At 36.1% G+C, this 14208-nt stretch carries 13 protein-coding genes; 4 read left to right on the forward strand and 9 right to left on the reverse strand.

The genetic code is table 11. From position 1 onward, the window contains the following. Window positions 1-29: 29 nt before the first annotated feature. The 4 genes from bioB to Q0972_RS12200 all read right to left on the reverse strand — a co-directional run bounded on the left by bioB (window position 30) and on the right by Q0972_RS12200 (window position 4484). On the reverse strand, window positions 30-1124 hold the full coding sequence (bioB, locus tag Q0972_RS12185) for a biotin synthase BioB (protein WP_299365994.1): 1095 nt from the start codon (window positions 1122-1124) through the stop codon (window positions 30-32). A 74-nt stretch (window positions 1125-1198) separates the two neighbouring features. Next, window positions 1199-2611, reverse strand: a complete 1413-nt coding sequence (locus tag Q0972_RS12190) for a flotillin family protein (protein WP_299365995.1) — start codon at window positions 2609-2611, stop codon at window positions 1199-1201. A 43-nt stretch (window positions 2612-2654) separates the two neighbouring features. Beyond that, window positions 2655-3296: a hypothetical protein gene (locus tag Q0972_RS12195; RefSeq protein ID WP_299365996.1), complete on the reverse strand. Its 642-nt coding sequence runs from the start codon at window positions 3294-3296 to the stop codon at window positions 2655-2657. 48 nt (window positions 3297-3344) lie between these two features. Next, a complete protein-coding gene (locus tag Q0972_RS12200) occupies window positions 3345-4484 on the reverse strand; it encodes a beta-ketoacyl synthase N-terminal-like domain-containing protein (RefSeq protein ID WP_299365997.1) in 1140 nt (379 codons plus the stop codon). Between the two features lie 126 nt (window positions 4485-4610). Here Q0972_RS12200 and Q0972_RS12205 point away from each other — a divergent pair, with 126 nt between their 5' ends. Continuing rightward, on the forward strand, window positions 4611-5039 hold the full coding sequence (locus Q0972_RS12205) for a cytochrome c oxidase assembly factor Coa1 family protein (RefSeq protein ID WP_299365998.1): 429 nt from the start codon (window positions 4611-4613) through the stop codon (window positions 5037-5039). Here Q0972_RS12205 and bioA read toward each other — a convergent pair. From bioA to Q0972_RS12225, 4 genes are all read right to left on the reverse strand, one after another. Continuing rightward, window positions 5025-6290 carry an adenosylmethionine--8-amino-7-oxononanoate transaminase gene (gene bioA, locus Q0972_RS12210; RefSeq protein ID WP_299366566.1) on the reverse strand — a complete coding sequence of 422 codons (1266 nt, stop codon included), beginning with the start codon at window positions 6288-6290 and terminating at the stop codon, window positions 5025-5027. The genes Q0972_RS12205 and bioA overlap by 15 nt on opposite strands. A gap of 291 nt (window positions 6291-6581) precedes the next feature. Further along, window positions 6582-7193 (reverse strand): dethiobiotin synthase, encoded by a 612-nt coding sequence (bioD, locus tag Q0972_RS12215; RefSeq protein WP_299365999.1) that lies wholly within the window; start codon window positions 7191-7193, stop codon window positions 6582-6584. Beyond that, complete coding sequence (locus Q0972_RS12220; RefSeq protein ID WP_299366000.1) at window positions 7190-7603, reverse strand: DUF2007 domain-containing protein; 414 nt, start codon at window positions 7601-7603, stop codon at window positions 7190-7192. The genes bioD and Q0972_RS12220 overlap by 4 nt, the downstream gene beginning before the upstream one ends. Before the next feature lie 30 nt (window positions 7604-7633). Further along, on the reverse strand, window positions 7634-8767 hold the full coding sequence (locus Q0972_RS12225) for a pyridoxal phosphate-dependent aminotransferase family protein (protein ID WP_299366001.1): 1134 nt from the start codon (window positions 8765-8767) through the stop codon (window positions 7634-7636). Window positions 8768-8806: 39 nt separating this feature from the next. Between Q0972_RS12225 and Q0972_RS12230 the strand changes: the two genes are divergently transcribed. The 3 genes from Q0972_RS12230 to Q0972_RS12240 are packed head-to-tail and all read left to right on the forward strand — an operon-like array spanning window position 8807 to window position 13819. Next, the gene (locus tag Q0972_RS12230; protein ID WP_299366002.1) at window positions 8807-10063 is read left to right on the forward strand and encodes a Y-family DNA polymerase; all 1257 of its coding nucleotides are present in this window, start codon (window positions 8807-8809) and stop codon (window positions 10061-10063) included. Further along, window positions 10060-10503, forward strand: a complete 444-nt coding sequence (locus Q0972_RS12235) for a LexA family transcriptional regulator (RefSeq protein WP_299366003.1) — start codon at window positions 10060-10062, stop codon at window positions 10501-10503. Before Q0972_RS12230 ends, Q0972_RS12235 begins: the two co-directional genes overlap by 4 nt. Before the next feature lie 46 nt (window positions 10504-10549). Next, window positions 10550-13819: a VCBS repeat-containing protein gene (locus Q0972_RS12240; protein WP_299366004.1), complete on the forward strand. Its 3270-nt coding sequence runs from the start codon at window positions 10550-10552 to the stop codon at window positions 13817-13819. Between the two features lie 55 nt (window positions 13820-13874). Here Q0972_RS12240 and Q0972_RS12245 read toward each other — a convergent pair whose 3' ends face one another. Then, complete coding sequence (locus Q0972_RS12245) at window positions 13875-14168, reverse strand: hypothetical protein (protein ID WP_299366005.1); 294 nt, start codon at window positions 14166-14168, stop codon at window positions 13875-13877. Window positions 14169-14208 lie beyond the last annotated feature (40 nt).

Genomic DNA, 14208 nt, shown 5'->3' on the forward strand with positions numbered 1-14208 from the left:
TTACCAAAGTTTAATTATTGTTAAGTGAATTACTTTATTGCTTTTGCTTTTAGTTTGGCCTGTTCATTACGTTCAATTTTGTGATCTGGCCTAGACCATTTGGGCTTTTCGCCTAGTGCTTGGTATTTAGAATCCTCAGCTTCAATAGTTTGAGGTTGCATTTTTTTGATAAATGGTTTTTGAGGATTCAATCCCAGAAGCTCAAACATTTCCATATCCTCATTGACATCCGGATTAGGTGTGGTTAACAATTTATCGCCTGCAAATATAGAATTAGCTCCTGCAAAGAAACACATAGCTTGCCCTTCTCTTGTCATTTGTGTTCTTCCTGCACTTAATCGGACTTGAGTTTCAGGAATAACAATACGTGTTGTAGCCACCATACGTACCATATCCCAAATTGAAACGGGTTCTTGATCTTCAAGAGGTGTGCCTTCCACAGCTACTAAGGCATTGATGGGTACAGATTCTGGTTGTGGGCTTAAGGTGGATAATGCCACCAACATCCCCGCTCTATCCTCAACTTTTTCGCCCATACCAATAATACCGCCAGAACATACAGTAACATTCGTTTTACGAACATTGTCTATGGTTTCCAATCGATCTTCAAATCCACGTGTAGAAATAACTTCTTTATAATATTCTTCCGAAGAATCTAAGTTATGATTATAGGCATACAATCCAGCTTCGGCCAATCGTTTGGCCTGATTTTCGGTAACCATGCCAAGGGTACAGCAGACTTCCATCTCTAGTTTGTTTATGGTGCGAACCATTTCTAGCACTTGGTCAAACTCTGGGCCATCCTTTACATTTCTCCATGCTGCTCCCATACAAACTCTTGAGCTTCCAGAAGCTTTAGCTCTAAGAGCTTGTGCCTTTACTTGCTGAACACTCATTAGGTCGTTACCTTCAATATCGGTGTGATAACGTGCCGCTTGTGGACAATAACCGCAATCCTCTGGGCAACCACCTGTTTTTATTGAAAGTAATGTGCTTACTTGAACCGTATTTGGGTCGTGATGCTTTCTGTGTATAGTTGCTGCTTCATAAAGCAGTTCCATTAAGGGTTTATTGTATATCTCTAGAATTTCTTCTTTAGTCCAATTGTGTCTTACTTCGCTCATAGAAAATGATTATGTGGTAAAAATAGAAAAATCCACTTTTAAAAGTGGATTTTTCAATCTATTTATTTATCATCTTACTTTTCAATTTCAGCATCATCAGCTTCAATCTCTTTTTTATCCTTACCTTTTAGATATTCAGGTAAATCCATTCCGGCCATGTTAAACATTTCCTGTAAAGGAGGCACAGCTTTATACATACCAGATATAAAGTTAGAGGTTGAAGACTTACCGTCTTTACTATTGCCGTTTTCCCAAACAGTAACTTTGTCAATCTTGATATTTTTAATGGCTTCGGCTTGGGTTTTAACCAATTCGGGTAATTTATCAGCTATTAAAAGTAATACGGCATCCTTAGAATTATTACCGGCAGCTTTTACAATTTCATCTAAACCTGCCGCTTGTTTGGTTAAAACTTCATACAAACCTTTTGCTTCAGCTTGTGCTTTAAATAGAATTGCATCAGCTTCACCTTTGGCGCGTCTTCTAATGCGCTCTGCTTCAGCCTCGGCATCGATTTCAGCTTTCTTTTTGGCGATCTCTGTCGGAACAATAACATCAGCCATTTGAGATGATCTTTCGCGTTCAGCTCTAGCTGCTTCCGCCTGCTGTTCTGCGGCATAAGATTCTTCCAAAGCTTTTGCAGCTTGTACTTTTTCTGATGCTATTGCAACACGCTCCGCTTCCGCTTCGCGCTGACGACGAAGGGAATCTGAGTTGGCAACTGATATTTTAGCTGTATTTTCACCCTCAACAGCTTTAGCGTTTGCCGCAGCGACTTGTGTTTTTTCATCTTGTACGGCATTGGCTTCACCAATAGCACCATCTCTATTTTTCTCTGCTACCGATTTACGAGCCGCATTAATAGCATGTGCTGCTGCTTCTTTACCTAATGCTTCTATATAACCAGACTCATCAACAATGTCAGTGATGTTTACGTTGATAAGCTTCAAACCAACTTTCTTTAATTCTGATTCTACAGATTGTGAGATATTGGTTAAGAACTTATCGCGATCAGAGTTGATTTCCTCAATATCCATTGAAGCTACAACTAAACGCAATTGACCAAAAATGATTTCCTTAGCGAGCTCTTGAATATCCTGCAATCCCAGACCTAACAAACGCTCTGCGGCATTTTGCATAACGCCTGGCTCTGTAGATACACCAATGGTAAAACGTGATGGCACATTAACACGAATATTTTGTTTAGATAAAGCATTTACTAGGTTAACTTCTATAGAAATTGGTGTTAAATCCAAATATTCATAATCTTGAATGACTGGCATAATAAAGGCTGCGCCACCATGAATACACTTTGCAGATTTTCCGCCACCAACTTTACCATAGACTACGAGGATGCGGTCTGAAGGACAGCGTTTATAGCGTCTTATGAGTACGATTAGAATGAGTACAATAATTAGCGCTGTAAAGATAAGGGCCATTGGGCCTCCAATACCCTCCATTATGTTTTCTTGAATAAGTAATGTCATGGAATTAAGATTTTAATGGTTAATATTTTTTGATTTAAGTATTTTAACTATTTAATAAATGGTTTTCTCCACTATCTAGTTCTTGAATTTTTGTTTCTGTAGGCTCAATAGGCTTACGTGTATGATCTACTATTAGGATGCCATTAGAAGTAACATCGACAACTTTTATGATGGTTCCGGATTTTAAATCAGTTAATGAATCCGTGAGCGCATCTAGTTCGCGCATAGTACCTTGTACATTAACACTTACCTTGCCCATACGACTCCGGTCGGCTCCTATAGTTAAATACACTTCGCCTACAGCATCAATGGCATTATCATAGTTGAGTGTACCACTATCGGTAAGCTTGTTCATAAAATAAAATAAAGAAGCTACGATTATCATCATTAATAATCCACAAACTGTAGAAACAACTAAGGTCAATGGAGTTGAAAACCCAGCATCGAGACATGCTATGCCACTCCAGCCAAAAATGGTAAAAAAACTGACCACATTTTTGAACGTCAGAAATTGAAAACCAATGCCTGAATCACCATCGATATCCGAATCCACATCACCTAAATCATCAGCATCACCACCGACAAAAGCCAGTATCATTACGATGATAAAAACCAAAGACGCTACTATGGCTATTGACCAATAGATCTTAGGCAGTAATTCTAAATTTGAAAACCAGTCTAACATAATTAAGTGAATTAGCGATTAAACAATAATTAAAAATTCATAAATGCATCATTTTGAAAGTACTACAGACACGGCATTACCACCAAATCCGACGGCATTAATCATAATTTTTGAAATCTTTTTTGGAGTCGGTTGATCCAAATAAGGAATGTCAATAAATTCTTGATGGTTAAGCATAAGTATGGCCATTTCTATACTGAGCATTCCAGAAGCTCCAAGACTATGACCCACTTGTATTTTGTTAGTAGTTAAAGCAGGAACTTTGTTACAAAAAATCTGTTTTATAGCATTATATTCTGCTATATCTCCCTTTATGGTGCCCGGTGTATGTGTGATTATAATATCGATCTCATTGGGATTGGTATCCCCTAATGCCATAGACATGGATCGCTGAAAACATTCCGCATTGGTTGACAATGAGGCATTATGTTCTAATAATTCTGTTCCATAACCAAAACCTATAACAATTGCCAAAGCATTATCTTTTGTTCCCTTTTCTAAACAGGCTATAGCAGCAGCTTCACTAAGAATCATTGTGTTTTCTGATTTATTAAAGTCCAAAGCCTTACAGGGAAATTCATGATGCTTTCTTGCATAAATTTTTAGGGCTTGCATTTGAGCAATAGTGAACGGTGTCAATGGCGACTCGCTACCACCTACAAGAAACTTATCGCACATGCCAGAGTTAAGCCATGCCATGCCATTTAAAAGCGCATGTAAGGCTGTAGAGCAGGTGATGGAGTGTGAAATTTCAGGGCCTTTGGTTTGCAAGTCGTGGGCAACCCAAGAGGATATATTGCCAAGTGTTGTGGTCGGTGAGCTTAAAGTCTCAGCTTTATTCTTATCCAAAAAACTTTCGTAATAGTTTTCGAATAAGCCTGTGGCTCCGCGTGAAGAGCCTATATTGATTCCAAAATTAGATTCAGGAGACCATCCAGCTTCTTTTACGGCCTTTCTTGCAGCATATATGCCGAATAAAACAGAATCATCTAGCTGCTTGTATTTAGAGTTAGAATGTCTAAGTTTTTCGATCTCTTGTTTGGATTCAATAGCTAATTCTGCTACTAGGTTTCCATCTTTAGTTGTAAAAAAGTGGGTATCCGAAGTATAGTTTTTCCAAATGGTATCCTTATTAAAACCCAAAGGTGAAATGGAAGCTATTGCGGTTATAGAAATGGGTGTATTCAATGGATATTGTCTTTGAGGCAAAAGTAATGTATATACCCTATTTTAAAAACCGACTTTAGCGATTTATGATTAAATTGTAACATAATCTCATTTTAGATTACTCATCTTTTAAAACAGATTGATACTATGGAAGACTATAAACAGAAAAGTTGGTTTGCCAGAAATTGGGGCTGGGTTCTAGGCGGTGGCTGCTTAGTCGTTATTTTACTATTTGTCTTTGGTGTTGGAGCTGCAATTTTTGGAGGTATGAAAATGCTTAAAAGCTCTGAGCCCTATGAGTATGCCGTTGAACAAGCATCAACTAATGAGAGGCTTATTTCCATTATCGGTGAGCCTGTAGAAACAGATGGTATAATGCAAGGATCTTTGAACTATAAGAATGGAAAGCGTTCTGCCGATTTTAGAATTCCATTAAAAGGCCCAAATGGTAAGGCATTTGTATATGTTAAAGGCGAAAAATTAGACGATACCTGGGATTATGAGAAACTATATGTTACGATAAAAGATTCTGAAGAACGCATTAATTTATTGGATAAAGCATTAGAAGGCAATTAGGGCATCTTCGATGACCCGATAAACGTTCTGCAATTCCTTATCCGTAATCACATAAGGAGGTTGGATATAAATGGTGTTGCCCAGAGGTCTTAAAAACACACCATTTGTCATAAAGAATGATAACAGTTTATCGCGGAGATCACCATAGCGATTGGCATTAGTGTTGAGGTCGATGGCCAAGATGATGCCAATGCTTCGTGTTGATTTTACTTTTGGAAGTTGTTGGATTTTTTTTTCAAAAGTCTTGTGCGATTCTGAAATGCGTTTGATGTTATTTTGAATTCCTTCCGTCTGCAATAATTCGGTACTTGCTAAAGCAGCAGCACATGCAATAGGATTGGCAGAATAGGTATGGCAGTGCATAAAGCCTTTGGCAATAGTGTTACCTAAAAATGCCTGATAAATAGTTTCGGTACAAGACGTAATGGCCATTGGAACCAGTCCGGCTGTTAACGCTTTGCTTAAACAAATAATATCGGGTTTAGTTTCCACATAATCTGAAGCAAAGTGCTTTCCTGTTTTACCAAAACCTGTCATTACTTCATCGGCAATGGTTAAAACATCGTGCTTTTTGAAGAACTTTAGGATCTCGTTAAGACCATCTGCATCATGGATTTTCATTCCTGCTGCGCCTTGCACTAAAGGCTCATACACAAATCCAGCAACAGATTCAGAAGAAATTATAGTCTCTAATCGAGATAAAATGTCACTGATATTTTCGCCATTAGGAACAGAGATACGATGAATTTGCATTAAGAAATTTTCAAAAGGGCCGTTATAAACCGAAAGTCCTGAAACCGACATGGCACCAAAAGTGTCACCATGAAAACCGTTTTCAAAAGCAATAAATGTAGAACGCTTTTCGCCTTTGTTGAAGTAATATTGCAATGCCATTTTTATGGCGGCCTCTACAGCGGTTGAACCATTATCATTAAAGAAAACTCGGTTTTGCCCTTCTGGTAAAATCGTAATCAATGCTTCAGACAGTTTTATGGCAGGTTCGTGAGTAAAGTCACTAAACATAATCTGGTCTAGCTGCTGCATTTGATTGCTGACTTTTTCGATAATGTAGGGATGACAATGCCCAAACATACTAGTGTACCATGAGGAGATGGCGTCTATATAGTCGTTACCATCTTCGTCGGTAAGCATGCAGCCTTTTGCTTTTACAATGGCTAAACTTTCAGGATGGGTTTGGTGCTGCTTTAATGGATGCCAAAGGTGTTTTTTATCGCGTTGTTTTAATTTCATTTTTTCTTTTGTCATACTGAACTTGTTTCAGTATCTCATGGATGTATTCGATTATTTTCATTTAAGTTCATTTTGTCTTGACCTTGCTCTGCCGAAGCTACGCGAAGGCGCAGTACAAAACGAACCAAAAAATCATATTGAAATGAGGAATTTTTCATTCTTCTAACAGAATGAAAACCAAAAATCAAATCTAAATTTCTTCCAAGGCTTCAAAAATTTTTAACGATTTGATTTTTATATTCTGCATTTCAATTTTCAATTCTCCGAATTGATTAGGTACTTGTTCATTTGCTATATCAAGTTTTTCCTGAATACCTCGGCATATTCCTTAATGACATTTTGGTCAAAATAGGGCTCATCATTGATTCTACCAATAACAGGTACACTAGTCATTTTTTCAATAATAGATTCAGTTGATGGATGTTCGTCACCACTATAGATAATTGAGACATCAAATCCTTTTTCTTTTAGTGCATTGATCGTTAATAGACTATGATTGATGCTGCCCAAGTAATGCCGAGATACAACAATAACCTTATCACTGGGTTGAATGAGATCTAAAATGGTTTCGGAATCATTCAAAGGCACTAATAATCCACCAGCACCTTCTACAACGAGATGATTTTTTGTATCTGGGCGTTTTATTTGTTTTGTATCTATTTCCAATCCATCTATTTCGGCTGCACCATGTGGACTCATAGGTGTTTTAAGTGCATAGCTGTTGGGATGAAAAAAGGACTTGGGGTTAGAAACTAAACGTTTTACTTTGTGCGTGTCGCTATTATCCAAATCGCCAGCTTGTACAGGTTTAAAATAATCGGCTTCAAGCGCTTCGACTAAAATAGCGGAAGCAATGGTTTTACCTACATCAGTGGATATTCCAGTTACAAAAAAGGTTTTCATTTTATAGGGAATTCGGTTTTACAATTTTCGCAGACGTATTTATAACGTGTATGAAAAGGGAGTGTAAGTGTTAATACACCTATTAGAAATGATAAAAAAGCTTTTAAACTATCGATTGATGAGTACATTTCTACTTCATGTCTTTTGCAGTTAGGACAGGTAATTGGGTTGCCGTTGTCATCAACTGCATAGGCTTTAATGGATTTTAGAATCTTTTTTGCTTCTTTTTCATCTTCAGCACGCACTTTCAATTTTATACCACCAATAGCGTTACTCACTAACGGATCGGTATCGATGGTAATATTATCCCTTAAAAATACTTCAATACCATCAGACTCGAGCCGTCCTTTTATAATTTGGGCTTCGGATGAATATTGAAATCTAGCTATGGTTACAAAAGTCTCGTTCATAAATGATCGTCATGGGATACTGAAACAAGTTCAGCATGACTGTGTTACAAAGGTAGCTAACAGGCTTAAGACTTCCGAAATTTCTGCTTTAGAATTATAGCTATGTAAGCAAAATCTTAAGCGCTCTTTTCCTTTTGGAATGGTAGGTGATAAAATGGGTTTTACATTAAATCCTTTATTTTGAAGCTGTTGGGAAATGTGTTTTACATTATCATTTCCCGAAATAATACAAGAGTGAATTGCAGATGTACTTTTAATAAATAGCTCCTGAAGGTTTAATCTACTGATTTCAGCATTAAAAAAAGCAATATTGCTCTTTAAGGCTTTAATTTCATTAGTGGTATTTAGCGCTTTATAAGCAAATTTTATGGTCGCTAAGGTATGTGGAGATAATGCAGTAGTGTAAATAAAAGGACGAGAAAAATTGATGAGATAGTCCTTTAAATCTTGTGAACCTAAAATTGCAGCGCCATGACTTCCTAAGGCCTTTCCAAAAGTGATGATTCTGGCAAAGACAGATTCATCTACTAAACCTTGATCAAAAACACCTATGGCATGTGCTTCGTCAATAATTAGATGGGCATTATAGGCCTTGCAAAGTTGGTTAAGAGCCTTAATGTTTGGAGAATCGCCGTCCATTGAAAACACGGATTCTGTCACAATATAGAGTTCAGAATCTTTTAGGCTTCGACCACGCTCAGTCTGACATTTTTCTTCCAAAGTGTTCAAATCATTGTGTTTAAACTTATATGCTTTGGCATGACTCATAGTAATACCATCTCTGATGGAGGCATGAACTAGTTCATCATACAATACAATATCTCCTCGTTGAGGTACAGACGATAGTAAGCCTATATTAGCATCATAACCAGAGTTGTAGATTAAAGCCGTTTCGCAGTTATGGATTTTAGAAAGTTCAGCTTCAAATTGGCTATAGAGCTTGTGGTTTCCAGAGAGTAGGCGAGAGCCTGTCGCGCCATTCTGTTTGATGCCTTTTTCTGTTAAATATTGATAGGTAGTATCGAAAATGACTTCAGATTTAGAAAACCCTAAATAGTCATTAGACGAAAAATCCACAAGAGTATTAGACGTGCCTAGTTGTCTAAATGCATTATTGGCCTTACGGTCTTCGAGTTTTTTATAGAGTTTTTTTGGAAGCGACATTAGTGACAAATGTATATAAAATCTCTATCTTTATAATCTATGTATGCTTTAGTAGATTGTAATAATTTTTACACCTCTTGCGAACGTGTTTTCAACCCTAATTTGGAGGGAAATCCTGTTGCCATTCTGAGCAATAATGATGGCTGTGTTATTTCTATGAGTGATGAGGCTAAAGCTTTAGAGTTGCCTTTTGGAGCACCAATTTTTAAGTGGGAAGGGTTTTGTAAAGCTAATGGTATCAGTGTATTATCATCTAACTATCCATTGTATGGCGATATGAGCAGTCGAGTTATGAGTATTCTTGAACAATTCACGCCAGATGTTGAAGTGTATAGCATAGACGAAGCTTTTCTTCAGTTTAAGGGTTTTGGCGATTATGATTTTAGAGATTACGGTAATCAAATACGCCAACGTATCTTAAGATGGACAGGAATTCCGACTTGTGTGGGTATTGCACCTACCAAAGCATTAAGCAAAGTGGCCAATAAAATTGCACGTAAGTTTCCTGATAAAACAAAAAGTGTTTATGTGATAGATTCAGACGAATCTAGAATAAAAGCTTTGAAATGGATAGGGTTAGAAAGTGTATGGGGCATAGGACATGGTTTACAAAAGCGTCTAAAAGCCAAAGGTTGTAAAACAGCCTATGATTTCACACAGCTTGATGATGAATGGGTGAGAAAAACATTTTCCGTTACAGAATGGAAATTAAAAAAAGACCTGGAGGGTATTTCTAAAATAAAGTTGGAAGAACCAACACGTAAACGTGCTATTGCAACAACTCGAAGCTTCGATTATACGTATGACGACATCGACTATATAAAAGAGCGCATTTCTACTTTTGCAACGAGTTGCGCGGAGAAATTGCGTAAGCAAGGGTCTAGTTGCCATATGATTATAGTAACATTAAGCAGTAACAGACATAAAAAGGATCTTGAACAACACCGTGCCAGTACCATGGTGAGCTTTGCTTACCCTACAGATTCTTCGTTACTAATTAGTAAAGCGTCCGTAAGAGCAATGCAGACTATTTTTAAAAAGGGGATTAGATATAAAAGAGCAGGAGTTATTGTTACTGGTTTAGTGCCAACGGATAACTATCAATTAGACATGTTTAGCAAAGAAGATCCCAAGCATAAACCTTTGATGTCTGCTATAGATAGCATAAATAAAAAGTATAAAGGTGATAAAATCAAGATAGGAAATCAAGATTTGGAACGCACATGGAAAATGCGTCAAGAAAGACTCTCTCCAAGATATACGACAAATATTAATGATATTATTATTGTAAAATGATAACGCACAAACCTAACCATTTAACATTCTTTATTCCAGAATCTAACAAAGACTCAGGTGTTAACTTTTTCGACACAGGGATTTCAGCGGGGTTTCCTTCACCTGCAGATGATTTTAAGGAACAACGGTTGTCATTAGATGAAGAATTGGTAAAAAATAAGGAGGCAACATTCTATGCTCGTGTTAGTGGACAATCTATGATTGGTGCTGGCTTAGATGATAATGATTTATTGGTTATTGACCGTAGCTTAGAACCAGAAAACAATAAGATAGCCGTATGCTTTCTCGATGGGGAGTTTACGGTTAAGCGATTAAGAGTATCTGATGGAGAAGTATGGCTTCAACCCGAAAATCCAGATTATCCAATTATTAAAATTTCAGAAGAGAATAACTTTATAATTTGGGGTATTGTAACTAATGTGATTAAAAAGCTATATTAGGATAAACTCTGTTTAAATTCTATATCTTATAGCTTTTGAAGAACTAATGCGCTCTAAAAAATATTTCATATTACTATTTATAGTCTGTTTTAATTGTAAAGACACACCTGCTCCGTATCAAGACGATTTGCATACCTTATTTACAACTATTCCAGAACGTCATTCTAATATAGATTTTGAAAATAAAATTGAGGAGACGGTAGATTTTAATTTTTTAAAGTACAGTTATATATATAATGGTGGTGGCGTTGCTGTAGGCGATATAAATAATGACGGATTAGAGGATATTTATTTTACCTCGAATCAAGATTCGAACAAATTATATTTAAACAAAGGCAATTTTGTATTTGAAGATATTACCCATAAATCGGGTGTTAAAGATGATAAAGGTTGGTCTACCGGTGTGTCAATGATAGATATTAACAACGATGGTTGGTTGGATATCTATGTCTGTAAATCGGCATCTTTAAATGAAAGAAGCTTAAGACAAAACAAGCTTTTCATAAATCAGAAAAACAATACATTTAAAGAAGAAGCTTTAAAATATGGGCTAAAAGAATATAGCTTCTCTACTCAAGCATATTTTTTTGATTATGACAAGGATGGTGATTTAGATATGTATTTGGCAAACCACAGTACGGATTCTAATAGTAAGAGCCTAATTCTTAGCCCTGAGCAACAGGCAAGCTTAAAAATAGATAGTAGGGATATTCTATTTAATAATGATAATGGTATATTCAAAAACGTTTCCAAAGAATCAGGAATTTCTAACATAAGAGCCTGGGGATTAAGTGCTTCTATTGGCGATTTTAATAATGATTCGTGGCCAGATATTTATGTGGCAAACGATTTTTTAGAACCTGATTTCCTATACATAAATAATAAAGATGGAACATTTACCAATTCTGTTTTAGAGACATTTAAGCATATTCCGAACAACAGTATGGGATCCGATTTTGCTGATATCAATAATGATTTATTACCAGACCTTATTGTTTTGGATATGTTGGCTGCCGATAGAAAACGTGGCAAGGAAAATATGGCATCGATGGATATAGATAAGTTTAATCGTATGGTGGCAAAGGGTTATCACCATCAATATATGTCTAATATGTTACAATTAAACAATGGTGATGATACATTTAGCGATATTGGTCAATTTTCTGGAATTGCTAAAACAGATTGGAGCTGGGCGCCCTTAATTGCAGATTTTAACAACGATGGCTTTAATGATGTATTTGTAACTAACGGTATTGAGAAAGACTTGGCTAATCAGGATTTTAGAAAGACAATGCTTAGCAAAAATGCTGACTATAGCAAAGAACAAACCTTTAAAGAAGCTATAAGTATTATACCTTCTGTTAAGCTTTCGAATTATATGTTTGTAAATAATGCCGATTACACATTTAGAGACCGTTCGATTGATTTTGGGTTCACCGCAAAAGTAAATTCCAATGGAGCTGCCTATGCCGACTTAGATAATGATGGAGATTTAGATTTGGTGTTGAATAACCAGTCTGATAAAGCATCGGTTTATAGAAATAATTCAGAGGCTAACTATTTGAGCATTGATTTAAAAGGCCCAAAGAAAAATATAAATGGAATTGGAGTTAGAGTTGAAGCTTATACAAAGCATAACAAGCAGTTAAAGGAACTTTATGTTAGCAGAGGCTATCAGTCTTCTGTAGGGTATACTGTCAATTTCGGATTGGGAGAATCTGAGCATATAGATAGTTTAAGAGTCATTTGGCTCGATAACAAAACAGAAGTCCTAACCAATATTGAAGCCAATCAAAAATTGAGGCTAGATTACGAAAATGCCTATGTTAAGAGTATTGTTGCAGAGAAGGATGATTTGCTATTTGATACTGTTTTACCTTCTGAATTGGGTATAGGATACATGCACAAGTCTGTCAGTTTTAATGACTATGATTTGCAGCTATTGTTACCCCAAAAACAATCTACCATAGATAACACATTACAAGTAGCTGATGTCAATAATGATGGTTTAGATGATTTTTTTGCCGGTAATACAATGGGCTACCCTTCTGAGTTATATATTCAGAATAAAGCAGGAACTTTTGAAAAAACGAATCAAAACTTATTTGAAACAGATAAGGCTTATAATGATAACAATGCTCTATTTTTTGATGCCGATAACGATAATGATCTAGATTTATATGTAACATCGGGTAATTATAGCCAAGAGAAAAATAGTAGTTTGCTTCAAGATAGGTTGTATATCAATGATGGGGAAGGAAATTTTTCTAAGAGAACTCTTCCAAACATATTAACCGTAACAAAAGCCATAACAGCCGGAGATTTCGATAATGATGGTGATTTAGACCTATTTGTCGGAGGCCGTGTGATCCCTGGAGAGTATCCGAAAGCCCCAGATTCTTATTTATTAGAAAATAGAAAAGGAAAGTTTATCAATGTCACCTCAGAAAAAGCTAAGGGTTTAAAAGTACTTGGTTTAGTAAATGATGCTGTGTTTTCAGATTATGATAATGATGGGGATGTTGATTTAATTGTTGTTGGGGAATGGATGCCAGTTACTTTTTTCAGTAATGATGAAGGAATTTTTACTAAAGACCAACGTCTTAATGATGAAAAGTCCGGTTGGTTTCAAACCATAAAAGCTATCGATTATGATGGTGATGGCGATGATGATTACTTTGTTGGAAATTATGGACTAAATAATAAGTTTCACCCTTCAGAAGACAAACCACTTCATATTTATGCCAATCATTTTGATGATAACGACAGTTATGATATGGCTCTAAGTAAGGAATCGGATGGGAATTTATTCCCGATTCGCGGAAAAGAATGCTCTTCGCAGCAAACGCCATTCTTGAATGAAAAGATAGGAACCTATAGTGAGTTTGCCAATTCAAACATCATTGATGTGTATGGTAAGGAAAAAATACATAATGCGTTACATTTACAGGCTTCAACTTTCGCCTCCTATTATATTGAAAACATGGGAAAAATGAACTTTGAATTTAATCCACTTCCTAATGAAGCACAGTTTGGGCCTACTTTAGACTTTGAGTTTTTTGATTTTAATCGAGATGGAACGCTCGAAATAATAGGTTTAGGCGGAGTTTATGATGCTGAAGTAGAAACCATACGCTATGATGCTTCTAAAGGCTATATTCTTACAGAAAACAGAGGTAAACGATCTACTTATAAAAACTTAGTTAATATCTCTGACAAAGAAGCTAAGACCATTAAACATATTACTATTAAAGGGAAACCATACTTTTTAATATTAAATGCAAACGACAGGCTAAGTCTATTAAGAGTCAAATAAAAAACCACAAAACTTTAGGTCTTGTGGTTTTTTCTATATGCGTTGTAGATAATTCCTAGTCTGCTAAGATAATTAGCTTATTATCCTTCATTTCTATAGTACCAGAATTTATTTTTATAGTTAACACTTTCTTGTCATCACTGTGTGGAATGACATCGGCGTGTAACTCATCAAAAACTAAATGGCTTTGTGTATGTGTCTTTACCCTAATTGTACCTTCCTTTAAAATCGAAACAATTGGAGCGTGATCTTTTAACATCTCAAACTCTCCATTTACACCTGGTACAACAACAGAGTCTACTTCTGAACTAAATAAAGTGGCTTCTGGTGATACAATCTCTAAATACATTCTTTTTAAGTTATGAGTGATGAGTTATGGGTTATGAGTA

Origin of the sequence: Winogradskyella sp. (genome assembly GCF_028282165.1) — a bacterium.
In the GTDB taxonomy this organism is placed as follows: Bacteria; Bacteroidota; Bacteroidia; order Flavobacteriales; family Flavobacteriaceae; genus Winogradskyella.

Bases quoted from the DNA above. Each gene is read 5' to 3' on its own strand.
- bioB (WP_299365994.1), bottom strand. From the start codon at position 1,124: ATGAGCGAAGTAAGACACAATTGGACTAAAGAAGAAATTCTAGAGATA.
- Q0972_RS12190 (WP_299365995.1), bottom strand. From the start codon at position 2,611: ATGACATTACTTATTCAAGAAAACATAATGGAGGGTATTGGAGGCCCA.
- Q0972_RS12195 (WP_299365996.1), bottom strand. From the start codon at position 3,296: ATGTTAGACTGGTTTTCAAATTTAGAATTACTGCCTAAGATCTATTGG.
- Q0972_RS12205 (WP_299365998.1), top strand. From the start codon at position 4,611: ATGGAAGACTATAAACAGAAAAGTTGGTTTGCCAGAAATTGGGGCTGG.
- bioA (WP_299366566.1), bottom strand. From the start codon at position 6,290: ATGAAATTAAAACAACGCGATAAAAAACACCTTTGGCATCCATTAAAG.
- bioD (WP_299365999.1), bottom strand. From the start codon at position 7,193: ATGAAAACCTTTTTTGTAACTGGAATATCCACTGATGTAGGTAAAACC.
- Q0972_RS12220 (WP_299366000.1), bottom strand. From the start codon at position 7,603: ATGAACGAGACTTTTGTAACCATAGCTAGATTTCAATATTCATCCGAA.
- Q0972_RS12225 (WP_299366001.1), bottom strand. From the start codon at position 8,767: ATGTCGCTTCCAAAAAAACTCTATAAAAAACTCGAAGACCGTAAGGCC.
- Q0972_RS12230 (WP_299366002.1), top strand. From the start codon at position 8,807: ATGTATGCTTTAGTAGATTGTAATAATTTTTACACCTCTTGCGAACGT.
- Q0972_RS12235 (WP_299366003.1), top strand. From the start codon at position 10,060: ATGATAACGCACAAACCTAACCATTTAACATTCTTTATTCCAGAATCT.
- Q0972_RS12240 (WP_299366004.1), top strand. From the start codon at position 10,550: ATGCGCTCTAAAAAATATTTCATATTACTATTTATAGTCTGTTTTAAT.
- Q0972_RS12245 (WP_299366005.1), bottom strand. From the start codon at position 14,168: ATGTATTTAGAGATTGTATCACCAGAAGCCACTTTATTTAGTTCAGAA.